Raw genomic sequence first — 23,533 nt, forward strand, 5'->3', positions numbered from 1 at the left:
CCGCTCGTTCGTCATGACACGCCAGTCGACGAGACGCACCGACGACGCCAGCCCCTGCCTGCGCGTCACTCAGCCGCGGCTGCGATACGAGACATCGCCGGCGCTCAAGGCACCAGAGGTGTTCGCGCACCTGGTCGAGGCATGACCATCCGGTTGGTCACCGCGGCGCGCCGCAGACCCGCGTCGTCGTCGGCGCTCAAGTCGCCAGGCCTGCCCGCGCCACGCATCCAGGTGCGGTCATTCACGCAAAGACCGCGTCGTGCAGGCAAGGGCGGCGATGATGTCGGGCGCCCAGGTCGCCAGGCCTGCCCACGCCACGCATCCAGGTGCGGTGGTCACGCAACGACCGCATCGTGCAGTCAGGGGACCATGCAGTCAAGGGCGACGATGATGTCGGGCGCTCAGCTCACCAACCGCGTTCGCGCCACTCGTCGAGGTGCGGGCGTTCGACAGACAGACGCGTGTCGTCGCCGTGGCCCGGGTGAACGTCGGCATCGTCGAAACGCCCGAAGATGCGATCGCGAACCATGGTGAACAGCTCGTCGAACGACTGCTCATCGGAATGCGTCGTCGCGCCGACGCCGCCAGGAAACAGCGTGTCGCCCGTCCACAGCTGAGGCAGAGCGTCGCTGCCGGCGGGTGGCGTCCACGACAACACGACGCTGCCGGGGGTGTGGCCTGGCACGTGGTGCGCGACGAGCGTCTGCGCGCCGAACTGAATCGTGTCACCGTCACTCAGCGTCCGCGCGGGCGCGACCGGGAGGTGCGGTCCGTCCTCGAGACCGGCGAGCGTCGCGTCAGCACGCTCGGCGAGCTCGGGCAGGGCGCGGTGATGATCCCAGTGCTTGTGGGTCGTCACGACGGCATCGAGACGATCGACGCACGCCTCGTCGAGCATCGCCGTGATGGCTCCGGCATCTGCCGCAGCGTCGATGAGCACCGCCGCACCACCCGTCTCGGGCGTCGCATCACGCAGCAGATACACGTTGTTGTGCATGTCGGAAACTGACAGCTTCCACATCGTCAGCCCCGGCAGGTCGAGTCGTGACGGCGCGTCGCCCGGTTTCACATCGGAGAGGTAAGCACTCATGCCTCTACCATCTCACCCACCCAGCCACCGGTGCCACAGGTACCGGCGCCGGGTGGCCCGGGCACGCCGCGCGCAGGGGCGGCCCGGGCCCGTGACAGCGCGAGCGTGCAGCCGATGCCGCGTCATCAGTGTCGTCGCTCTGGGCCGCCGGGGCAGGAAACCCCGCTACCACCGCGTCAGACGTTCGCCCCGCGCGCAGCGACCTGCGCCTCATGCAGGTCGTAGCCAGCGCCGATGAGAGTGAGGTGACTGAAGGCCTGCGGGTAGTTGCCGACCTGGGTCATCTCCTCGGGGTCGTACTCCTCGGCGAGCAGTCCGACGTCGTTCGGCAGGTCGCACAACCGGTCGAACAGCTCCTCGGCCTTGTCGAGCTCACCGATCTTCGCGTACGCGGAGACGAGCCAGAACGAGCAGGCGAGGAACGGGTGCTCATCTCCGGCGAGGCCGTCGACGCCCGATTCGGTGCGGTAGCGCAGGAGGAAACCGCCGCGCATGAGGTCGTTCTCGATGGCCCGCACCGTGCCGATGACGCGAGGATCGTCGGCGGGCAGGAACCCGACGGCCGGGATGAGCAGCAGCGACGCGTCGACCTCGGTCGTGTTGTAGTGCTGCGTGAACGTGTTCTTCTGCACGTTGAAACCCTTCGTGAGGATCTCCTCACGCACGAGCTCGCGCACCTCGCGCCACCGCTCGACGTCGCCCGGGTGGCCGTGCTTCTCGACGGCGGAGATCGCCGCGTTGAACGCAGCCCACACCATGACGCGCGAGTGCGTGAAGTGCTGCAGCGGCCCGCGGATCTCCCATAAACCGTTGTCCGGCTCGTCCCAGTGCTCGGCGAGCTGGTTGACTAGCGCGGCCTGGATCGCCCAGGTCTGCTCGTTCTCGTACCCACCCTTGGCGCGCGCGTGCTCAAAGGCGATCATGACCTCGCCGAGGACGTCCGTCTGCTTCTGGTCGACGGCGCCGTTGCCGACACGCACCGGCCGCGAATCCGCGTACCCGGGCAGATGGTCGAGTTCACGCTCGGGCAGCTCGCGCCCACCGTCGATCGTGTACATGATCTGCATGTCCTCGGGATCACCGGCGAGGGCACGCACGAGCCACTCGCGCCACTTGATCGTCGCGTCGACGTAGCCGGCGCGCAGCAGCGACTCGAGACCTAGCGAGGCGTCGCGCAGCCAGCAGTAGCGGTAATCCCAGTTGCGTTCACCACCGAAGTCCTCCGGCAGCGACGTCGTCGGCGCCGCGACGATGCCGCCGCGGCGGCTGTCCGTCAGCAGGTTGAGCACGAGCAGGCTGCGACGCACGACGTCGGCGTGCGGCCCGTCGTAGGTGCAGTGGCCGATCCAGTCGTTCCAGCGCCCCAGCGTCGACGCGATGCGCTTGTCGGTGTCGAGCGGGATCGGGATCGGCTTGTAGCTCGGCACCCACGTCATGCTGAAGTCGAGCGCCTCACCGGCGGAGACGTCGAACAGGTCACGGTGACGCCCCTCGTTGCCGACGGGCAGCCGGTCGCCGCGGAAGATGAGCATGTCGGGGCCGGCGATCGCGACGAGCACCTCCTCGTCCTGCACGTGCCCCGGGTGGTGGCTCACCCACGGCTTCACCTTGCCGTAGTTGAGGCGGACGACCCACTCCTGCTCCAACGTCACGGTACCCTCGAGGCCCTCGACGCGACGCAGGACGTCTGCGCGGCCGTCGCTGACGGGCATGAGATCGGTGACCTTCACCTTGCCGGTCGCCGTCTCGTGGATCGTCTCGAGGATGAAACTGTCCTCGCGGTACGCCCGCGTCGTCGTGGCCTCCTCGGCGGGCCCGAGCAGCCAGCGTCCGTGATCCGGCGTGCCGAGCAGCGCCGTGAAGCAGCTCGACGAGTCGAAGCGGGGCAGGCACAACCAGTCGATGGACCCCCGGAGGCTGACGAGCGCCGCCGTCTCGGTGTCACCGATGATGGCGTAGTCCTCGATCGGGGTGGTGTTGACCTCGGAAGGGGTGAAATCCACAGACATGCGCCCCAGACTAATCGGACCGGCGCCATGGCCTGATCCGTCGTCGTGGGCGTGTCCCGGGTGCCCACAGGGGTGGGTTTCCCCGCGCCGTTCGGGGGTTGTCGGTGCGCGCACCTAGCATGGGGGACGTGCCGAAGATTCCAAGCAGCAGCAACGCCGTGGCCCCACGTCGCGGCCACGATCACCTTCTCGTGCGCGGCGCACGGGAGCACAACCTCAAGAACGTCTCGATCGAGATCCCGCGTGACGCGCTCGTCGTGTTCACCGGGCTGTCCGGCTCGGGCAAGTCGTCCCTCGCGTTCGACACGATCTTCGCCGAGGGCCAGCGCCGCTACGTCGAATCCCTGTCGGCGTACGCGCGTCAGTTCCTCGGTCAGATGGACAAGCCGGACGTCGACTTCATCGAAGGCCTCAGCCCCGCCGTCTCCATCGATCAGAAGAGCACGAACCGCAATCCGCGCTCGACGGTGGGCACGATCACGGAGGTCTACGACTACTTCCGTCTGCTCTTCGCCCGCGCCGGTCGCCCGCACTGCCCCGTCTGCGGCGCGCCGGTCGGCAGCCAGACGCCGCAGCAGATCGTCGACTCGATCCAGGAGCTACCGTCTGGCACCCGCTTCCAGGTGCTTGCACCCGTCGTGCGCGCCCGCAAGGGCGAGTACGTCGACCTGTTCGCCGAACTGCAGACGAAGGGCTTCTCCCGTGCCCGTGTCGACGGTGAGACGGTGACGCTGAGCGAACCGCCGACGCTGGAGAAGCAGAAGAAGCACACGATCGACGTCGTCGTCGACCGTCTCGTCGCGAAGGGGCCGGACGACCTCAGCGGCCGCCAGCGCCTCACCGACTCGGTCGAGACGGCCCTCGGCCTCGCGGACGGCCTCGTCGTCATCGAACGCGTCGTGCGCGAGGGCGCCGAGGACGAGCACGACGAGCTGCCGCTCGAGCGCCGTTACTCGGAGAAGCTCGCCTGCCCGAACGACCACGCGCTGTCGATGGACGCGATCGAGCCGCGTTCGTTCTCGTTCAACAGCCCGTTCGGTGCCTGCCCGGCCTGCACCGGTCTCGGCACCGAGCTGCGTGTCGACCCCGACCTCATCATCCCCGACGAGGACAAGACGCTGCGCGAGGGCGCGATCCTGCCGTGGGCGCAGGGCAGCGGTGCCGCCGACTATTTCGTCCGCGTCATGGGCGCGCTCGGCAAGGAGAGCGGGTTCGACCTCGACACCCCGTGGCGCGACCTGCCGGCCAAGGCGAAGACGATGCTGCTCGAGGGCAAGAACCACAAGGTTCACGTCACCTACCGCAACCGTTTCGGGCGTGAGCGCTCCTATTCGACGGGCTTCGAGGGCGTCATCCCGTTCGTCAAGCGTCGCCACACGGAGACGGAGTCGGAGTGGAGCCGTGAGCGCTACGAGGGCTACATGCGCGAGGTGCCATGCCCGACGTGCAACGGCGCACGCCTCAAGCCCGAGTCGCTGTCGGTGACGATCGGCGGCAAGTCGATCGCCGAGGTGTGCGCGCTGCCGATCTCGGAGTCCGCGCACTTCCTCGACGACGTCGACTTCACCTCGCGCGAGCGGCAGATCGCCGAGCGCGTCATCAAGGAGATCGCGGCGCGTCTCGGCTTCCTGCTCGACGTCGGCCTCGACTACCTCTCGCTCGACCGGCCCGCCGGCACGCTGTCGGGTGGTGAGGCGCAGCGCATCCGCCTCGCGACGCAGATCGGCTCGGGTCTCGTCGGCGTGCTCTACGTCCTCGACGAGCCGTCGATCGGTCTTCACCAACGCGACAACCACCGCCTCATCGAGACGCTGACGCGCCTGCGCGACCTCGGCAACACGCTCATCGTCGTCGAGCACGACGAGGACACGATCGCGACGGCCGACTGGATCGTCGACATCGGGCCCGGTGCCGGTGAGCACGGGGGAGAGGTCGTCTACTCCGGCCCGGTCAAGGGCTTGCTCGCGGAGAAGAAGTCCGTCACCGGCGGTTACCTCAGCGGCCGATTGTCCATCCCGGTGCCGCAGACGCGTCGCGGTCAGGACGGTCGCCGCCTCGTCGTCGAGGGAGCGCGTGAGCACACGCTCAAGGACATCGACGTCGCGTTCCCGCTGGGCAACCTCGTCGTCGTCTCCGGCGTGTCGGGGTCGGGCAAATCGACGCTCGTCAACGACATCCTCTACACGACGCTCGCGAACGACCTCAACGGCGCCCGCCAGGTCGCCGGGCGCCACAAGCGCGTCACCGGCACCGAACTGCTCGACAAGGTCGTCCACGTCGACCAGAGCCCCATCGGGCGCACACCGCGAAGCAACCCGGCTACCTACACGGGCGTGTTCGACGCCATCCGCAAGCTCTTCGCAGAGACACAGGAGGCGAAGATCCGCGGCTACCAGCCGGGGCGCTTCTCATTCAACGTCAAGGGCGGACGCTGCGAGGCATGTTCGGGTGACGGCACGTTGAAGATCGAGATGAACTTCCTGCCCGACGTGTACGTGCCGTGCGAGGTGTGCCACGGGGCGCGCTACAACCGCGAGACACTCGAGGTGCACTTCAAGGGCAAGTCGATCGCCGAGGTGCTCGACATGCCGATCGAGGAGGCCGCTGAGTTCTTCGAAGCGGTGCCCGCGATCGCGCGACACATGCGCACGCTCGTCGACGTCGGTCTCGGCTACGTCCGTCTCGGCCAGCCGGCGCCGACGCTGTCGGGTGGTGAGGCGCAGCGCGTCAAGCTAGCCGCGGAGCTGCAGAAGCGCTCGTCCGGCCGCACGATCTACGTCCTCGACGAGCCGACGACCGGTCTGCACTTCGAGGACATCCGCAAGCTGCTCGAGGTCATCCAGGGCCTCGTCGACAAGGGCAACACGGTCGTCGTCATCGAGCACAACCTCGACGTCATCAAGAGCGCCGACTGGGTCATCGACATGGGCCCCGAGGGTGGTTTCCGCGGCGGTGAGGTCGTCGCCGAGGGCACGCCAGAGCAGATCGCGCAGGTCGAGGCGAGCCACACGGGTCGCTTCCTGCGTCCGCTGCTCGAAGCCGCGGGCGTGACGCCGACGATCGTGGCGCAGAAGCCCGTCATCGACCCGCGCGCGGCGATGAAGAAGACCGCCGCGAAGAAGACGGCGAGCAAGCAGACCGCGGCCGGCAAGACGACCGCAAAGAACACGAGCGCCGCGCCGAGTGCGGCGAAGAAGACGACCCGGAAGAAGGCATGATGAGCGACCTCCAGGCACAGTTCACCCGCCGCAGCGCGATGACCGCGACGATCGCCGTGGCCGGCACCGGCATGCTCGCCGCGTGCGGCGGGGGCGACGACGAGGCCTCGACGAAGTCCGTCGACGCCACGATCGACGCGAGCAAGGTGAGCGTCGGCAGCGGCTTCGTCGACCGCGGCAACTCCATCGTCGTCACTCAGCCGACGAAGGGCACCTTCAAGGCGTTCACGTCCGTGTGCCCGCACCAGGGCTGCCAGGTCGGCGAGGTCACCGACAAGGCGATCGTCTGCCCCTGCCACGGCAGCCGCTTCGACCCGATGACGGGCGCCGTGCTCGCCGGCCCCGCGGACAAGCCGCTCGCCGAGAAGAAGGTCGAGGTCAAGGGCAGCCAGCTGCACGTGACCGGCTGATGGCAGACCCCCGCACCTACCGCCCCAAGACGGGCGACATCCCGACCGAACCCGGCGTCTACCGCTTCCGCGACCGCGACGGGCGCGTCATCTATGTCGGCAAGGCGAAGAACCTGCGCTCGCGCCTGAGCAACTACTTCCAGGATCTGCGGCTGCTGCACCCGCGCACGCGGACGATGGTGACGACGGCCGCCTCGGTGGAGTGGACGATCGTGCGCACCGAGGTCGAGGCGTTGCAGCTCGAGTACGCCTGGATCAAGGAGTTCGACCCGCGCTTCAACGTCAAGTACCGCGACGACAAGTCCTACCCCTACCTCGCGGTGACGATGTCCGACGCGGTTCCGCGCGCGCAGGTGATGCGCGGGCGCAAGCGTCCCGGCACTCGCTACTTCGGCCCGTTCACGCACGCGTGGGCGATCCGCGACACGCTCGATCAACTCATGCGCGTGTTCCCGATGCGCACGTGCAGCAACGGGGTCTACCGACGCGCCGAGGCGTCGGGTCGCCCGTGTCTGCTCGGGTACATCGACAAGTGCAGCGCGCCCTGCGTCGGCAAGGTCACCAAGGCCGAGCACCGTGAGATCGCCCAGGATTTCTGCGATTTCATGGCCGGCGATTCCGCGCGCTTCACCCGGGAGATCGAGCGACGCATGAAGGCTGCCGCCGCCGACCTCGACTTCGAACAAGCGGCGCGCTTGCGCGACGACCTCGGTGCCCTGGAGAAAGTGCTGCAGAAGTCGGCCGTCGTGTTCGACGACGCGACGGATGCCGACGTCTTCGGCGTCGCCGAGGACGACCTCGAGGCAGCCGTCCAGGTCTTCCACGTGCGCGGCGGCCGCATCCGGGGTCAGCGCGGCTGGGTCACCGACAAGGGCAGCGACGCCGGCGTCAACACCGCCGACCTCGTCGAGGCCATGCTGCTCGAGGTCTACGGCGACCTTCAGGGGCGCGACGACGTCCCGCGCGAGGTGCTCGTGCCGTCGCTGCCGCCCGATGTCGAGACGGTCAGCTCGTGGCTGCGCGAACGCCGCGGCAGCAACGTCGACGTCCGCGTGCCGCAGCGCGGCGACAAGCGCGAGCTCGCCGCGACGGTCGCGAAGAACGCCGAGCACGCGCTCGCGCGCCACAAGGTGAGCCGCGCGTCCGACCTGACGGCCCGCTCGCAGGCCCTCGAGGAGTTGCAGGAGAACCTCGGGCTGCCCGAGGCGCCGCTGCGCATCGAGTGCTTCGACATCTCGCACGTGCAGGGCACGAACGTCGTCGGTTCGATGGTCGTGTTCGAGGACGGTCTGCCCCGCAAGTCGGAGTACCGCCGCTTCATCGTCAACGGCATCGAGGGCGAGGATGGCACGCTGCGCAACGACGACGTCGCCGCGATGCACGAGGTGCTGACGCGGCGTTTCGCCCGGCTCGCGAAGGAGAGCGCCGACCTCGCGCCCGCGACGACCGGCGAGATCCCGGCGGACGCGGCGACCGCAGGCCCCTCCCTGCGTGACGAGAACGGCCGCATCAAGCGCTTCGCCTACCGTCCGCAGTTGCTCGTCGTCGACGGCGGACGCCCGCAGGTCGACGCCGCCGCGCGGGCCCTCGCCGACGTCGGGTTCGACGACATCCCCGTCGTCGGGCTCGCGAAGCGTCTCGAGGAGGTGTGGCTCGTCGACGACGACTACCCCGTCATCCTGCCGCGCACGAGCGAGGCCTTGTACCTGCTGCAGCGCGTGCGCGACGAGGCGCACCGCTTCGCGATCACCTTCCATCGTGAGCGGCGCTCAAAGTCGATGACGACGTCCGCGCTCGACGGCATCGCCGGGCTCGGCCCTGCCAAGCAGAAGGCGCTGCTCGCGCACTTCGGCTCGCTCAAGCGCATCCGCGCGGCGGACGCCGACGCGCTGTGCGAGGTCAAGGGCATCGGTCCGACGCTCGCCGAGACCATCGTGCGTTCGCTCGGGCAGGAGCAGAGCGAGCCAGCGGTTAACGTGATGACCGGAGAGATCGTCGAATGAACGAGCGAGAGGCAGCCATGTCACACCCACCGCGCGCGGAGTTGATGATCGTCACCGGCATGAGCGGCGCCGGCCGCTCGACGGCCGCGAACGTGCTCGAGGATCAGGGCTGGTACGTCGTCGACAACCTGCCGCCTCAGCTGCTGCCCGACCTCGCCGGGCTCGTCGACGCGAGCGCGGCGGACGTCCCGCGCCTCGCCGCCGTCGTCGACGTCCGCAGCCGCGCGTTCTTCACCGACTTCCGCGCGGGCCTCGAACGTCTGCGTGACGACGGCTGGCGCCCGTCGGTCGTGTTCATGGACGCGACCGACGAGGCGCTCGTGCGCCGGTTCGAGTCGGTGCGCCGACCGCACCCGTTGCAGGGCGAGGGGCGCATGCTCGACGGCATCATCCGCGAACGTGAGATCTTGCGCGACCTGCGCTCGAACGCCGACATCCTCATCGACACGAGCGGTCTCAACGTCCACCAACTGTCGGCGAAGGTGCACGAGCTCGTCGGCGACACGGGCGGGCCGGCGTTGCGCGTCGCCGTCATGAGCTTCGGGTTCAAGTACGGCATCCCGCTCGACGCCGACCTCGTCTTCGACATGCGTTTCTTGCCGAACCCGTTCTGGAACCCGGAGCTGCGCCCGTTCAGCGGAAAGGACGAGGTCGTGCGTGATTTCGTCCTCGGTCAGCCGGGCGCCCGTGAGTTCCTCGACGGCGTCCTCGCGCTGCTCGAACCGATGACGCAGGGCTACCTGCGCGAGGGGCGCAGCTACGTCACGCTCGCCGTCGGCTGCACCGGCGGCAAGCACCGCAGTGTCGCGATGGCCGAGGAACTGGCGAAGCGCCTCGCCTCCGATCAGCTCGGGACCCTCGTCGTCCACCGTGATCTGGGGCGGGAGTGAAGCGCCCCGCGGTCGCGGCCCTCGGTGGGGGGCATGGCCTGTTCGCCTCGCTGGAGGCCCTGCGTCTCGTGACGGACAAGATCACCGCCATCGTCACCGTCGCCGACGACGGGGGCTCTTCGGGGCGCCTGCGCGAGGAGTACGACATCCTCCCGCCCGGCGACCTGCGCATGGCGCTGGCCGCTCTGTGCGACAACTCGCAGTGGGGCATCGCCTGGCGTGATGCGCTGCAGCATCGCTTCCCCGGCGAGGGCCCGCTCGGCGGGCACGCCCTCGGCAACCTGCTCATCGCGGGGCTGTGGGATTCGCTGGGAGACCCGATCCAGGGTCTCGACATGGTCGGGCGCCTGCTCAGCGCGCGCGGGCGCGTCCTGCCCATGTCGTTGCAGCCGTTGCGCATCGACGCCAAAGTCCGCGGCGCCGACCCCGCAGATCCGGACGGGGTGCGCGAGGTCTCCGGCCAGGTCGCGGTCGCGCAGACGCCGGGCACCGTGCTCAACCTGCGCCTGTTCCCCGACCCGCCGCAGCCGTGCCGCGAGGCGATCGACGCGGTGCTCGACGCCGACTGGGTCATCCTCGGGCCGGGCTCGTGGTTCACCTCCGTCATGCCGCACCTGCTCGTGCCCGACCTGCTCGACGCGCTCGTGCAGACCAAGGCGAAGCGGATGCTGACGCTCAACGTCCAGATGGACACGGGCGAGACCTCCGGTTTCTCGGCCAGCGATCACCTCGAGGTGCTCGCGGCCCATGCTCCGGCCCTTCACCTCGACGCGATCCTCGCCGACCCGGGCGTCGTCGGTGATGACGCCCGCGCCCGCGAGGCGCTCGAGTCGTCGGCGGCCGCGTTGGGCGCGAGCGTCGTCTACAAGCCGGTCGCCGACCAGGAGAGCGCCGGCGTCCACGACACCCTGCGCCTCGCGACGGCGTACCGCGACGTCATGGAATCGGCCGCCCGCGCCCAGGCGCGGCGTCGCGCGTGACCACCCGTTTGGGCCGGGTGCCACGCGTTCGGCACAATAGATCCTTCGTCCCGCAGGGCGATCGACGAGGAAGGTGCACGACGACATGGCGATGACGGCAGCGGTCAAGGACGAGCTGGCCCGGGTGGTGGTGACGCCGCAGCAGACCCGCAAGTCCGAGGTCGCGGCCATGCTGCGCTTCGCCGGCGGGCTGCACCTCGTCGCCGGGCGGGTCGTCGTCGAGGCGGAGCTCGACACCGGCGTCGCCGCGCGTCGTCTGCGGACGAACATCACGCAGCTCTACGGTCACACGAGCGAGCTCGCCGTCATGAGTGCCGGCGGCATCCGTCGTCAGACGACGTATCTCGTGCGCGTCGCCAAGCCCGAGCTCGCCGTGCAGACCGGCCTCGTCGATGCGAAGGGCCGCCCGGTGCGCGGGCTGCCGCCGAAGATCGTCAACGGCACCCTCGACGACGCCGCCGCCGCGTGGCGCGGCGCGTTCATCGCCCACGGTTCGCTCACCGAGCCGGGCCGTTCGTCGTCGCTGGAGATCACCTGTCCCGGTTCCGAAGTCGCCCTCGCCCTCGTCGGCGCGGCGCGCCGGCTGGGTGTGCCCGCAAAGGCGCGTGAGGTGCGCGGCGTCGACCGCGTCGTCATCCGTGACGGCGAGGCGATCGGCGCGATGCTCACCCACATGGGCGCCGAGGACGCGCGCCTCGTGTGGGAGGAACGCCGCATGCGCCGTGAGGTGAGGGCCACCGCGAACCGTCTCGCGAACTTCGACGACGCCAACCTGCGCCGTTCGGCGCGCGCTGCCGTCGCCGCGGGCAGCCGCGTCGCGCGGGCGATGGAGATCCTCGGCGAGGACGTACCCGATCATCTTCGTCAGGCCGGTGAGTTGCGCATCGAGCACAAGGAGGCGAGCCTCGAGGAGCTCGGCGCCCTGGCCGACCCACCGATGACGAAGGACGCCGTCGCCGGACGCATCCGCCGGCTGCTCGCGATGGCCGACAAGCGCGCCGCCGATCAGGGCATCCCCGGCACCGACGCGAACCTCACGCCCGACATGCTCGAGGACGACTGACCCTGCCGCGCCCCGTTCAGCGGCCTGACTGACCGGTAACCTGCCCCGCGGTGCCCCGCGGCCCGCCTGCGTGTCATAGGGTGGAGGTGTTGAAAGACCTCGCGCCTTTCTGGGCGCGTGAGCACTCGATTCCTAGGGAAGGGCAGGGTCCTCAAGTGACCGTCCGCGTTGGTATCAATGGCTTTGGCCGCATCGGCCGCAACTTCTTCCGGGCCGTGAAGGCCTCGGGCGCAGACGTCGAGATCGTGGCGGTGAACGACCTCACCGACAACAAGACGCTCGCCAACCTCCTCAAGTACGACTCGATCCTCGGCCGTTTCGCCGGCGACGTCTCCTACGACGAGAACTCCCTCACGGTCGACGGCAAGAAGATCGCCGCGTTCGCCGAGAAGGACCCGGCGAAGCTCGACTGGGCCTCGGTCGGCGCCGACGTCGTCATCGAGTCCACCGGTTTCTTCACGGACGCCGAGAAGGCCAAGGCGCACCTCACCGGTGGCGCGAAGAAGGTCATCATCTCCGCCCCGGCGAAGAACGAGGACATCACGATCGTCATGGGCGTCAACGACGACCAGTACGACGCGTCGAAGCACACGATCATCTCGAACGCCTCGTGCACGACGAACTGCCTCGCCCCGATGGCCAAGGCTCTCAACGACGGCCTCGGCATCGAGCGTGGCCTCATGACGACGATCCACGCCTACACGGGTGACCAGCGTCTGCACGACGCGCCGCACAGCGACCCGCGTCGCGCCCGCGCCGCCGCGATCAACATCGTTCCGACCTCGACGGGTGCCGCCAAGGCCGTCGCGCTGGTGCTGCCGGAGCTCAAGGGCAAGCTCGACGGTTACGCGCTGCGTGTGCCGACCCCCACAGGCTCGGCGACCGACCTGACGTTCGAGGCTCCGCGCGAGACGACCGTCGAAGAGGTCAACGAGATCGTCAAGAAGGCCGCGAGCGAGGGCCCGCTCAAGGGTTACCTGCAGTACACCGAGGACCCGCTGGTCTCGACGGACATCGTCACCGACCCGGCCTCCTGCATCTTCGACTCCGGTCTGACGAAGGTCATCGGCAACCAGGTCAAGGTCGTCGGCTGGTACGACAACGAGTGGGGTTACTCCAACCGCCTCGTCGACCTGACCACGCTCGTCGGCTCCTCCCTCTGATCGGGGTCAGGCGTGAAGTCCATCAGCGATCTGGGTGATCTGCGCGGCAAGACAGTGTTGCTGCGCAGCGACCTCAACGTCCCGCTCGACGGTTCGACGATCACCGACGACGGCCGCATCCGCGCATCGGTCCCGACGATCCAGGAGCTGACGAAGGCCGGCGCTCGCGTCGTCGTCGTCGCGCACCTGGGCCGCCCCAAGGGCGAGCCGGAGGCGAAGTACTCGCTGCAGCCCGTCGTCGGGCGCCTGTCGGAACTGCTCGGTCAGGACGTGGCGTTCGCCACCGACACGGTCGGCGACTCGGCGCGTTCCACGGTCGAATCCCTCGGTGACGGCGACGTCGCCCTGCTCGAGAACCTGCGCTTCAACGTTGGCGAGACGAGCAAGGACGAGGCCGAGCGCAAGAAGTTCGCCGAGCAGCTCGCGTCACTGGCGGACGTGTTCGTCTCCGACGGCTTCGGTGTGGTGCACCGCAAGCAGGCGTCCGTCTACGACGTGGCGCAGCTGCTGCCGTCGGCGATGGGTGGGCTCGTCAAGACCGAGGTCGAGGTGCTGAAGCAGCTCACCGAGAACCCGAAGCGTCCGTACGCCGTGGTCCTCGGTGGCGCGAAGGTCGCCGACAAGCTGGCCGTCATCGAGAACCTCATGCAGACCGCGGATCGGCTGCTCATCGGCGGCGGGATGGTGTTCACCTTCCTCGCGGCCGAGGGGCATGAGGTCGGCAAGAGCCTGCTCGACACCGAGCAGATCGAGACGGTCAAGGGCTACATCGCGAAGGCCAAGGAGCTGGGCGTCGAGATCGTGCTGCCGAGCGACGTCGTCGTCGCGCCGGAGTTCGCGGCCGACAAGGGCCACGAGGTCGTCTCGATCGACGCGATCCCGGCCGACCAGATGGGTCTCGACATCGGCCCGGAGTCGGCGAAGCTGTACGCGAGCAAGCTGACGGACTGCAAGACGGTGTTCTGGAACGGCCCGATGGGCGCGTTCGAGATGGAGCCGTTCGCCGCCGGGACGAAGGCTGTCGCGCAGGCGCTCGTCGAGGCCACCGAGAACGGTGCCCTCACCGTCGTCGGTGGTGGCGACTCGGCCGCCGCCGTGCGTCAGCTCGGCTTCTCCGACGATCAGTTCGGGCACATCTCCACCGGTGGTGGGGCGAGCCTCGAATACCTCGAGGGCAAGGAACTGCCGGGCATCTCCGTGCTCGGCTGATCTGACCTCCATAGCTGCGAGCCCCGCCTCCGTCGCTTCGGCGGGGGCGGGGTTCGCGGTATCCGATCAACGTGAAAGGGGAAGCCGGCATGGCTTCGACGAAGAACACGCGCACGCCGCTCATGGCGGGCAACTGGAAGATGAACCTCGACCACCTCGCGGGCACTCACCTCGTGCAGAAGCTCGCGTGGGGCCTGGAGGACAAGCGCCACGACTTCGGGGCCGTCGAGGTCGCCATCCTGCCGCCGTTCACCGATCTGCGTTCGGTGCAGACGCTCGTCGACGGCGACAAGCTCAAGCTCGTCTACGGCGCACAGGATCTGTCGCAGCATGACGAGGGCGCGTACACCGGTGAGATCTCGGGCGCATTCCTCGCGAAGCTCGGCTGCACCTACGCGTGCGTCGGTCACAGCGAGCGCCGTCAGTACCACGGTGAGACGGACGAGATCGTCCGCGCGAAGGTCGAGGCCGCGTACCGTCACGGCCTCACGCCGATCCTGTGCGTCGGTGAGCCGCTCGAGGTCCGTCAGGCGGGCGAGCACGTCGAGCACTGCGTCGCCCAGGTGCGCGCCGCCGTCGCCGGTCTCACGCCCGAGCAGGCGTCGACGCTCGTCGTCGCCTACGAGCCCGTGTGGGCCATCGGCACCGGCGAGGTCGCGACGCCCGCCGACGCTCAGGAGGTGTGCGCCGCCGTCCGCGTCGCCCTCGCCGACGCGTTCGACCAGGAACTCGCGAACAAGGTCCGCGTTCTCTACGGCGGCTCGGTGAAGCCGGGCAACGTCGCGGAGATCATGGCCGGGGACGACGTGGACGGTGCCCTCGTCGGCGGCGCGTCGCTCGTCGCTGACGACTTCATCGGCATCTGCACCTACCAGAACGCCTGAGGCTCGGGCACGCGGTACGCTGGGGGCTGATTTCGCGCGGGCTCACGCCCGCCCCGTCGTGAGGTGAGATTTCTTCGTGGACATTGTCAAGATCCTGCTGCAGGGCCTGCTCGTGCTGAGCAGCCTGTTTCTCGTGCTGTTGATCCTCATGCACAAGGGCAGCGGCGGCGGTCTGTCCGACATGTTCGGCGGTGGCTCCGGCGCCAACCTCGGCGGATCCTCGCGCGCTGAGCGCAACCTCAACCGCATCACCGTCGGCGCTGCGACGATCTGGATCCTCGCCATCATCGGCTTGGGGCTCGTCGAACGCTTCAACTGACGGATTCCATCGGCGCCCATGAGCGCTGACGCGACGAAGCTCGTCATCTCCAGCGGGAGGTGACGAGCTTCGTCGCGTTGGATGGGTGCTTCAGGCGCCGGGCCCGGCTGCCGCCTCGTCGAGCCACCAGATCGTGCGTTCGCGTCCGTGTACGCCGGAGGCCGGGTGAGCGGTTCGATCCGTCGAAGTCGACGCGGCGCGCACCGCGTCTGCCTTGTCGGCCCCCGCGATCATGAGCCACACCTCGCGCGCCGCGTTGAGCGCAGGGAAGGTGAGGCTGATGCGCTGCGGCGGCGGCTTGGGGGAGTCGTTCTCCGCCACGACGCTCGTGTCGTCGACGCGTGTCGTCGCGTGCCCGGGAAACAGGGACGCCACGTGCGTGTCCGGACCCATCCCGAGCATGACGACGTCGAACCGTGGCGCCACCGTGGCCAGCTCGTCGCGGTAACGCGCAACGGCCGCGTCGAGGTCGTCACCGTCCGGGCCGTCCGACGCCGCCATGGCGTGCACGTTCGCCGCGGGCACGCCGACGACGTCGATGAGCACCACCCGAGCCTGCGTCTCGTTGCGCTCGGCGTCCCCCGCGGGCAGGAACCGTTCGTCGCCCCACCACAGGTGCACGTGCGCCCAGTCGATGTCGTCGAGGGAGGCGAGAGCTCGCGCACTCGCCTCACCCATCGACCCGCCCGTCAGGACGACGTGGGCGACGCCCCGGGAGGCCACCGCGTCGGCGATGACCTCCCGCAGGCGTTCGGCGATCGCGTCGGCCAGATCAGCCTTCGTCGCCGCCACGCGTCGTTCGACGTTCGCAGCGCTCACGCGTCGTCCTCGGCGGCGAGCTTCGGCAGGCCGCGCACGAGGGCGTCACGGTAGACCTCGTCCTTGTCGAGGCGCCGCAGCTCCTCGGCGAGGGATGCGACCGCGTCCGGGCGCTGCAGCGCCATCTGACGGTCCGGCTGGCCGGGCTGGCTCAGGATCGCCTGCTCACCGTGACGCGTCAGCAGGATCGGGCCGGAAGCACGCTCCAGCTCGACGCTGATGAGGCCCAGACCGGGTTCACCGAGTCGACGCTCGACCGGGCAGCCGAGTTCGACGCCGAGCCAGCCGCCGAGCAGGTCGGTGGAGGCCGAGTCGCTCGCTCCGGTGACGATGACCTTCGTGACCGGCTCGTACGGCGGCACGTCGAGTGCCCCCGCGAGCAGGCCGCGCCAGCGCGTCGTCCGGGCCCACGCCATGTCCGTGTCGCCGGCGGTGTAGTGCATCGCGCGGCGCAGGATCTCGCTGCGCGGGTCGGCCGACAGCGACGCGTCGGTGATGCGACGCTGCGCCATCCGACCGATCGGGGTCTCACCGATGTTCTCGTCGGCCTCCATCGGCCACCACGCGACGACGGGGGAGTCGGCGAGCAGCAGTGGCGTCAGGGCCGACGCGCCGTGCTGCGCGAGGTCACCGTGCAGACGCAGCACGATGATCTCGGATGCACCGGCGTCGCCGCCGAGACGGATCTCGGCGTCGAGCCACGCGTCGGCGGCATCCGGGTCGGCGACGAGCGCGATGATGCGACTCGGGTGCAGACGCGTGGCCTCCGCCGCGACGTGCAGCGACTCCTCGACGTCCTCACCGCGGCAGACGGCGACGAGCGTCATGACACGCCCGATCGTCATCGAGCCGACCTCGTTGCGCAGTTGGACGAGCTTCTTGGAGATCTCCGTCGTCGACGTCTTGTCCAGGTTGACGATCACGGCATCCTCCAGTGGCGTCCGTCGCGGGCCATCATGTCGTCGGAGCTCTGCGGCCCCCACGTGCCCGACTCGTACTGATCGGGCTGCGCATCCATCGAGGCCCAGAAGTTCTCGATCGGGTCGAGGATCTTCCACGACAACTCGACCTCTTCGTGCCGCGGGAACAACGGCGGATCGCCGAGCAGCACGTCGAGGATGAGACGTTCGTACGCCTCGGGGCTCGAGTCGGTGAACGCCGAGCCGTAGCCGAAGTCCATCGTCACGTCGCGCACCTCGAAGCCGTTCGAGCCCGGAATCTTGGAACCGAACCGCATCGTGACACCCTCGTCGGGCTGCACCCGGATGACGATGGCGTTGCGGCCGAGCTCCTCGGTCTGGTTCTCGTCGAACGGGGTCACCGCGTTCTTGAATACGACGGCGATCTCGGTGACGCGCTTGCCGAGGCGCTTGCCGGTGCGCAGGTAGAACGGCACACCCGCCCAACGCCGCGTGTTGATGCCGAGCTTGACGGCGGCGTACGTCTCGGTCTGCGAGTCGGGCTTGATGCCCTCCTCCTGCAGGAAGCCGGGCACCTTCTCCGCGCCCTGCCAGCCCTCGGCGTACTGCCCGCGAGCCGTCGAGGCCGCGAGATCCTGCGGCAGCTTCACCGCGGCGAGCACCTTCTCCTTCTCCGTGCGTAGATCCTTCGCGTCGAAGGTGAGCGGCTGCTCCATCGCCGTGATGGCGAGCAGCTGGAGCAGGTGGTTCTGGATGACGTCGCGCGCCGCCCCGATGCCGTCGTAGTAGCCCGCGCGGCCACCGATGCCGATGTCCTCGGCCATGGTGATCTGCACATGGTCGACGTGGTTGTTGTTCCAGATCGGCTCGAACATCTGGTTGGCGAAACGGAACGCCAGGATGTTCTGCACCGTCTCCTTGCCGAGGTAGTGATCGATCCGGAAGATCGAGTCGGGCGGGAAGACGCTCTCGACGATCGCGTTGAGCTCGCGCGCGCTCTCGAGGTCGTGCCCGAAGGGCTTCTCGATGACGACGCGGCGCCACGCGTCCGGCTTCGTCTCGCTCGGCTTCGTCAGGCCGGCCGTCTCGAGCTGCTCGCAGACCTGCGCGAACGATCCCGGGGGGATCGACAGGTAGAAGGCCGTGTTGCCCTCAGTGCCGCGGCTGTCCTCGAGTTCCTTGAGCGTCTTCGCCAGGTTCTCGAAGGCGGAGGCGTCGTCGAAGGTGCCCTGGACGAAACGGATGCCGTCGGCGAGGTTGGTCCAGACCTCCTCGTCGTAGCCCGTGCGCGCACGCTCCTTGACCGACTCCTTGACGATCTGCATGAAGTCCTGGTCCTCCCAGTCACGTCGGGCGAAGCCGACGAGGGAGAAACCGGGTGGCAGCAGACCACGGTGGAACAGGTCGTAGATGGCCGGCATGAGCTTCTTGCGGGCGAGGTCACCCGTGACGCCGAAGAGCACGACGCTGCAGGGCCCGGCGATGCGGGGCAGGCGCTTGTCCTCCTTGGAACGCAGGGGGTTGTGGCCCTTGGAGATCTCCGTCGGCGGCGTCACCGAGCCTCGCCTCCGGACATCTTCGTCAGGGCCGCGACGACCTGCTTCAGGCCCGCGTCGTGGTCGGCGAGGTGCAGCCGCAGGACGGGCCGGCCGTGGTCGGCGAGGACGGAGGCGTCACCACCGGCCTGCGCATCGCAGAACTGCCCGAAGGTGAAGTCGCGCCCGGGCACGGCGAGATCCTCGCCGGGGACGGTCGTGATCTGCAGGTACACACCGTTCGCCGGGCCGCCCTTGTGGTACTGGCCGGTCGAGTGCAGGAAGCGCGGGCCCCACCCGAAGGTGACGGGTCGTTCCAGCGCACTCTGCAGCGGCGCGCGCGTCGCGGCCAGCTCGGTGTCGGCGAGACGGTCGAGGTAGGCCATGACGGCGAGGTAACCCGTCGGCGTCAGCTGTGCGACGAGCGCCTGGAGCGCCGCATCGAGCGTGTCGGCGCCCGCGAGGAAGTCGGGGCCCGCCGTGCGAACCTCAACGGCGCCGTCGACGAACGCAGGAGCATCAGCGGCGCCCATGCCCGCGTCGAGCAGTTCGCGCGCCGCGGCCTTCGCCGACTCGACGTCCGGCTGGTCGAACGGGTTGATGCCGATGAGGCGGCCGGCGACGGCCGTCGCGACCTCCCACAGCAGCATCTGCGCGCCCAGCGAACCCGAGACGGTCGTGACGGAGTCGCCCTCAGGGGTGCGCTCGTCGTCCTCGGCCGTGAGCAGGACCAGGTTCTCGTCCGCGGCGAGGCTCGAGGGCTCGTCACGCCCGACGACGACGGGCAGCAGGCCCTTGCCGTCCTTGCCCGTCGACTCGGCGATGAGCTGCTCGATCCAGTCACCGAAGCCCGGGATCTGCGTCCCGGCGTCGGCGAGGATCACCTTGTCGCGCAGGGGAGAGGTGCCCCCGAGCACGGCGCCCAGCTGTAGGCCCGGGTTGGCCCCGTCGTCCTCGGCGAGCAGGTCCGTGACGGACTCGGCCTCGTCAAGCAGGGCCTCGACGTCCGCGCCGGCGAGGCCGGAGGGGACGAGACCGAAGGCGGTGAGAGCCGAGTAGCGCCCGCCGACGTTCGGGTCGGCGTTGACGACGGTGAAGCCGCCGGCACGCGAGCTCTCGTCGAGCGGCGAACCCGGGTCGGTGACGATGACGATGCGCTCGGTCGGGTCGATGCCCGCGTCCTCGAACGCCTGCTCATACACGCGACGCTGGCTGTCGGTCTCGACCGTCGAGCCCGACTTCGACGAGACGACGACGAGGGTGTGCTCGAGGTCCTCGGCGAGGGCGGTGCGCACCATGTCGGGCTGGGAGGAGTCGAGCACGACGAGCGGAACACCCGCGGTCGCGCAGATGACCTCCGGCGCGAGCGACGAACCGCCCATGCCGCACAGGACGACGCGAGTCAGGCCCTGGGAGGTGAACTTCTCGCGCAGCGCGTCGATCTCACCGACGAGAGGACGGGATGAGCGGGCGAGGCCCACCCAGGACAGTCGTTTCGCGGCTTCGGACTCGGCGTCGGAACCCCACAGCGTGGGATCCTGCGCGAAGAGTCGGCTCGCGAACTTCTCGGCGACGAGCGCCGGGACGGCAGCGTCGATCGCTGCCGCCCCGGCACCCACGGTGCCGAGGCTGACACCGGAGGAGGTCACTTGTTCTCGCCTGCCTTCTCGAGTTCGGAACGGACGGAGCCGAGCAGCTCTTCCCAGGACTTCTCGAACTTGTCGAGGCCCTCGGTCTCGAGCTTGTCGACGACGTCGGCGTAGGAGACGCCGGCGTGCTCGAGGGCGTCCATCGTCGCCTTCGCCTCGTCGTAGGTGCCGGAGATGCGGTCGCCCTCGACCGTGCCGTGGTCGGCGAGCGCGGCGAGCGTCTTCGGCGGCATCGTGTTGACCGTGTTCGGCGCGGCGAGCTCGGTCACGTACAGCGTGTCCGGCAGGCTCGGGTCCTTGACGCCCGTCGAGGCCCACAGGGGACGCTGCACGTGCGCGCCGTCGTCGGCGAGGGTCTGCCAGCGCGGCGTCGAGAAGACCTCCTCGAACGCCTGGTAGGCGAGGCGCGCGTTGGCGATGCCGGCCTTCGACTTGAGGGCCTTCGCCTCGTCGGTGCCGACGGCGTCGAGACGCGCGTCGAACTCGGTGTCGACGCGGCTGACGAAGAAGGAGGCGACGGAGCGGATCTTCGACAGGTCCTTGCCGTTCTCACGGGCCTGTTCGAGGCCGGTGAGGAAGGCGTTCATGACGCCGCGGTAGCGGTCGAGGGAGAAGATCAGCGTGACGTTGACGCTGATGCCCTCGGCGAGCACGGCGCTGATCGCGGGCAGACCCTCGACCGTCGCCGGGATCTTGATCATGCAGTTCTCGCGCCCGATCGTCTCCCACAGCTGCTTCGCCATGGTGACGGTGCCCTCGGTGTCGCGCGCCATGCGCGGGTCGACCTCGATGGAGACGCGCCCGTCCTCACCGTTCGTCGCGTCGTAGACGGGGCGCAGGATGTCGCACGCGGCCATGACGTCCTTCGTCGTGATCGCGAAGACGGCCTCGTCGACGCCCTGGCCGGCTGCTGCCAGCTCGGCGACCTGCTCGTTGTAGGCGGAGCCGTCGGACAGGGCCGTCGCGAAGATCGTCGGGTTCGAGGTGACACCGACGACGTTGTTCGTCTCGACGAGCTTCGACAGCTCGTCACCGGTGACCATCGGACGGTTGAGGTCGTCGAGCCAGATGGAGACGCCCGCGTCGGACAAGGCCTGGGTGTTGGCGTTCTGAGTCATGGATGAATCACTTTCCTTCGACAGCTGCGATGGATGCTTCGGCGGCCTCGACGACCTTCGCGGGCGTGAAACCGAACTCGGTGAACAGCGTCTTGGCGTCGGCCGAGGCGCCGAAGTGGTCGATGCCGACGACACGACCGTCCGTGCCGACGATGTCGTACCAGCTCATCGGGTGGCCGGCTTCCACGGCGACGCGCGCCTTGATGTTCTTCGGCAGCACGCTTTCCTTGTAGGAGTCGTCCTGTGCGTCGAACCACTCGCGGCACGGCATGGAGACCACACGGGTGGCAACACCCTTGGCCTCGAGTTCCTTCCGCGCCTCGACGGCGAGCGACAGCTCCGACCCCGTGGCGACGAGGATGACGTTCGGCTCGCCCTCGCTGTCGGCGAGAACGTAGCCGCCCTTGGTGGTGCCCTCGGCGGACGCGAACTCGGAGCGGTCGAGCGTCGGCAGCTCCTGACGGCTCAAGATGAGGCCGGTCGGGGCATCCGTCGTCTCGAGGATCTTCTTCCACGCCTGAGCCGTCTCGTTCGCGTCACCGGGGCGCACGACGTTGAGGTTCGGGATGGCGCGCAGCGCGCTCAGGTGCTCGATCGGCTGGTGCGTCGGGCCGTCCTCACCGACGCCGATCGAGTCGTGCGTCCACACGAACGTCGACGGGATCTGCTGGATGGCGGCGAGGCGCACCGCGGGGCGCATGTAGTCGGAGAACACGAGGAACGTGCCGCCGTACGCGCGCGTCAGGCCCTCGAGCTCGATGCCGTTGAGGATCATGCCCATGGCGTTCTCGCGGATGCCGAAGTGCAGCGTACGGCCGTACGGGTTGCCCTTCCACGTGCTCGTCGAACGCTCTTCGGGGATGAACGACGGCTGATTGTCCATCGTCGTGTTGTTCGAGCCGGCGAGGTCGGCGCTACCGCCCCACAGCTCGGGCACGACGTCGGCGAGTGCGTTGAGCACCTTGCCGGACGCGGCGCGGGAGGCGATGCCCTTGGCGTCGGCCTCGAAGACCGGGAGGGCCTCGTCGAAGTTCGCCGGCAGCTTCTTGGCCTGGACGCGCTCGAGCAGCTCCGCCGCCTCGGGGTTGGCCGACTTCCACGCGTCGAACTTCTTCGTCCACTCGGCGTGAGCGGCCTGTCCGCGCTGGATCGCCTTGCGGGTGTGCGCGATGACGGCGTCTTCGACCTCGAAGGTCTGCTCCGGGTCGAAGCCGAGCAGCTCCTTCGTCGCCTTGATCTCGTCCTCACCGAGCGCGGAACCGTGGGCCTTGCCCGTGTTCTGCTTCGTCGGCGCGGGGTAGGCGATGATCGTGCGCAGGATGACGATGGACGGCTTGTCCGTGACCTTCTTGCCCTCTTCGATCGCCTCGAACAGCGCGTCGACGTCCTCGGTGTACTTGCCGCCGTCCTTCGCGGAGGCGCGCCAGTCGACGACGCGCACGTCCCAGCCGTACGACTCGTAGCGCTTGGCGACGTCCTCGGAGAAGGAGACGTTCGTGTCGTCCTCGATCGAGATGTAGTTCTCGTCATAGACGAGGGTCAGGTTGCCGAGCTGCTGGTGACCGGCGAGGGAGCTGGCCTCGGCCGTCACACCCTCCATGATGTCGCCGTCGGAGGCGATGACGTAGACGTGGTGGTCGAACGGCGACTCGCCGGCCGGCGTCTTCGGGTCGTACAGACCCTTCTGACGGCGCTGCGCCATCGCCATGCCGACGGCGGAGGCGAGGCCCGATCCGAGCGGGCCCGTCGTGATGTCGACGCCCTTGGTGTGGTGCACCTCGGGGTGGCCGGGGGTCTTCGAACCCCACGTGCGAAGCGCCTTCAGGTCGTCGAGCTCGAGGCCCGAACCGGAGAGGTAGAGCTGGACATACTGCGTGAGCGAGGAGTGACCGCAGGACAGGACGAAACGGTCGCGGCCGATCCACTCGGTGTCGGTGGGGTCGTACGTCATGAGGTTCTGGTAGATGAGGTAGGCGACGGGTGCCAGGCTCATCGCGGTGCCAGGGTGGCCGTTGCCGACCTTCTGGACAGCGTCGGCGGCCAGCAGGCGGGCCGTGTCGACGGCCCGGACGTCGATGTCGCTCCAGCCGGCCTTGTCAGCCTTCGGCAGGGCGAGTGCGTCGGAACGCTCGGGGGTGGACTGATCCGTGGTCACGGGTCTGGCTCCTTCGTGTCGGAATCGAACTCGAAGCGAGCCTAGTCCTCGTCGAGGTCGCGAGTCACCCTGAGTAGACTGGCCTGAGACGGACCCTCG

Annotated in this window: 18 protein-coding genes; 10 read left to right on the forward strand and 8 right to left on the reverse strand. The window is 68.9% G+C overall.

Going from position 1 to position 23,533, the window contains the following annotated elements; all coding sequences use genetic code 11:
• Nucleotides 1–406: 406 nt before the first annotated feature.
• Nucleotides 407–1,090: an MBL fold metallo-hydrolase gene (locus AC1RS9_RS00655; RefSeq protein ID WP_074039360.1), complete on the reverse strand. Its 684-nt coding sequence runs from the start codon at nucleotides 1,088–1,090 to the stop codon at nucleotides 407–409.
• 176 nt (nucleotides 1,091–1,266) lie between these two features.
• Nucleotides 1,267–3,099 carry a glycoside hydrolase family 15 protein gene (locus AC1RS9_RS00660; protein ID WP_074039359.1) on the reverse strand — a complete coding sequence of 611 codons (1,833 nt, stop codon included), beginning with the start codon at nucleotides 3,097–3,099 and terminating at the stop codon, nucleotides 1,267–1,269.
• 119 nt (nucleotides 3,100–3,218) lie between these two features.
• Between AC1RS9_RS00660 and uvrA the strand changes: the two genes are divergently transcribed.
• From uvrA to secG, 10 genes are all read left to right on the forward strand, one after another.
• Complete coding sequence (gene uvrA / locus AC1RS9_RS00665) at nucleotides 3,219–6,317, forward strand: excinuclease ABC subunit UvrA (protein ID WP_222122261.1); 3,099 nt, start codon at nucleotides 3,219–3,221, stop codon at nucleotides 6,315–6,317.
• Complete coding sequence (locus AC1RS9_RS00670) at nucleotides 6,317–6,727, forward strand: Rieske (2Fe-2S) protein (protein WP_040014672.1); 411 nt, start codon at nucleotides 6,317–6,319, stop codon at nucleotides 6,725–6,727. Before uvrA ends, AC1RS9_RS00670 begins: the two co-directional genes overlap by 1 nt.
• Entirely contained in the window at nucleotides 6,727–8,730 is a 2,004-nt protein-coding gene (uvrC, locus tag AC1RS9_RS00675; RefSeq protein WP_136788393.1) for an excinuclease ABC subunit UvrC, read from the forward strand. The genes AC1RS9_RS00670 and uvrC overlap by 1 nt, the downstream gene beginning before the upstream one ends.
• 17 nt (nucleotides 8,731–8,747) lie before the next feature.
• Nucleotides 8,748–9,620, forward strand: coding sequence for an RNase adapter RapZ (gene rapZ / locus AC1RS9_RS00680; RefSeq protein ID WP_240742494.1), 873 nt, complete (start codon nucleotides 8,748–8,750; stop codon nucleotides 9,618–9,620).
• Nucleotides 9,617–10,600 (forward strand): gluconeogenesis factor YvcK family protein, encoded by a 984-nt coding sequence (locus AC1RS9_RS00685; RefSeq protein ID WP_006945440.1) that lies wholly within the window; start codon nucleotides 9,617–9,619, stop codon nucleotides 10,598–10,600. The genes rapZ and AC1RS9_RS00685 overlap by 4 nt, the downstream gene beginning before the upstream one ends.
• A gap of 85 nt (nucleotides 10,601–10,685) precedes the next feature.
• The gene (whiA, locus tag AC1RS9_RS00690; protein ID WP_038570925.1) at nucleotides 10,686–11,663 is read left to right on the forward strand and encodes a DNA-binding protein WhiA; all 978 of its coding nucleotides are present in this window, start codon (nucleotides 10,686–10,688) and stop codon (nucleotides 11,661–11,663) included.
• Nucleotides 11,664–11,818: 155 nt separating this feature from the next.
• Nucleotides 11,819–12,826: a type I glyceraldehyde-3-phosphate dehydrogenase gene (gene gap, locus AC1RS9_RS00695; RefSeq protein ID WP_136788391.1), complete on the forward strand. Its 1,008-nt coding sequence runs from the start codon at nucleotides 11,819–11,821 to the stop codon at nucleotides 12,824–12,826.
• A gap of 12 nt (nucleotides 12,827–12,838) precedes the next feature.
• Entirely contained in the window at nucleotides 12,839–14,035 is a 1,197-nt protein-coding gene (locus AC1RS9_RS00700; protein WP_006945461.1) for a phosphoglycerate kinase, read from the forward strand.
• Nucleotides 14,036–14,124: 89 nt separating this feature from the next.
• A complete protein-coding gene (gene tpiA / locus AC1RS9_RS00705) occupies nucleotides 14,125–14,919 on the forward strand; it encodes a triose-phosphate isomerase (protein ID WP_006945363.1) in 795 nt (264 codons plus the stop codon).
• Nucleotides 14,920–14,995: 76 nt separating this feature from the next.
• The gene (secG, locus tag AC1RS9_RS00710) at nucleotides 14,996–15,238 is read left to right on the forward strand and encodes a preprotein translocase subunit SecG (RefSeq protein ID WP_006945467.1); all 243 of its coding nucleotides are present in this window, start codon (nucleotides 14,996–14,998) and stop codon (nucleotides 15,236–15,238) included.
• Nucleotides 15,239–15,328: 90 nt separating this feature from the next.
• Here the strand turns inward: secG and pgl are convergent, their stop codons facing one another.
• From pgl to tkt, 6 genes are read right to left on the reverse strand one after another with little or no spacing between them, the layout of a single operon-like run.
• A complete protein-coding gene (pgl, locus tag AC1RS9_RS00715) occupies nucleotides 15,329–16,057 on the reverse strand; it encodes a 6-phosphogluconolactonase (RefSeq protein WP_006945379.1) in 729 nt (242 codons plus the stop codon).
• On the reverse strand, nucleotides 16,054–16,980 hold the full coding sequence (locus AC1RS9_RS00720) for a glucose-6-phosphate dehydrogenase assembly protein OpcA (protein ID WP_006945474.1): 927 nt from the start codon (nucleotides 16,978–16,980) through the stop codon (nucleotides 16,054–16,056). The genes pgl and AC1RS9_RS00720 overlap by 4 nt, the downstream gene beginning before the upstream one ends.
• Complete coding sequence (zwf, locus tag AC1RS9_RS00725) at nucleotides 16,977–18,533, reverse strand: glucose-6-phosphate dehydrogenase (RefSeq protein ID WP_115296203.1); 1,557 nt, start codon at nucleotides 18,531–18,533, stop codon at nucleotides 16,977–16,979. The genes AC1RS9_RS00720 and zwf overlap by 4 nt, the downstream gene beginning before the upstream one ends.
• Entirely contained in the window at nucleotides 18,530–20,161 is a 1,632-nt protein-coding gene (locus AC1RS9_RS00730) for a glucose-6-phosphate isomerase (protein ID WP_131941065.1), read from the reverse strand. The genes zwf and AC1RS9_RS00730 overlap by 4 nt, the downstream gene beginning before the upstream one ends.
• Nucleotides 20,158–21,279: a transaldolase gene (gene tal, locus AC1RS9_RS00735; RefSeq protein WP_074039352.1), complete on the reverse strand. Its 1,122-nt coding sequence runs from the start codon at nucleotides 21,277–21,279 to the stop codon at nucleotides 20,158–20,160. Before tal ends, AC1RS9_RS00730 begins: the two co-directional genes overlap by 4 nt.
• 7 nt (nucleotides 21,280–21,286) lie before the next feature.
• A complete protein-coding gene (tkt, locus tag AC1RS9_RS00740; RefSeq protein ID WP_136788390.1) occupies nucleotides 21,287–23,434 on the reverse strand; it encodes a transketolase in 2,148 nt (715 codons plus the stop codon).
• Nucleotides 23,435–23,533: the final 99 nt, after the last annotated feature.

This window comes from Dermacoccus sp. MPR-E5 (genome assembly GCF_058809565.1).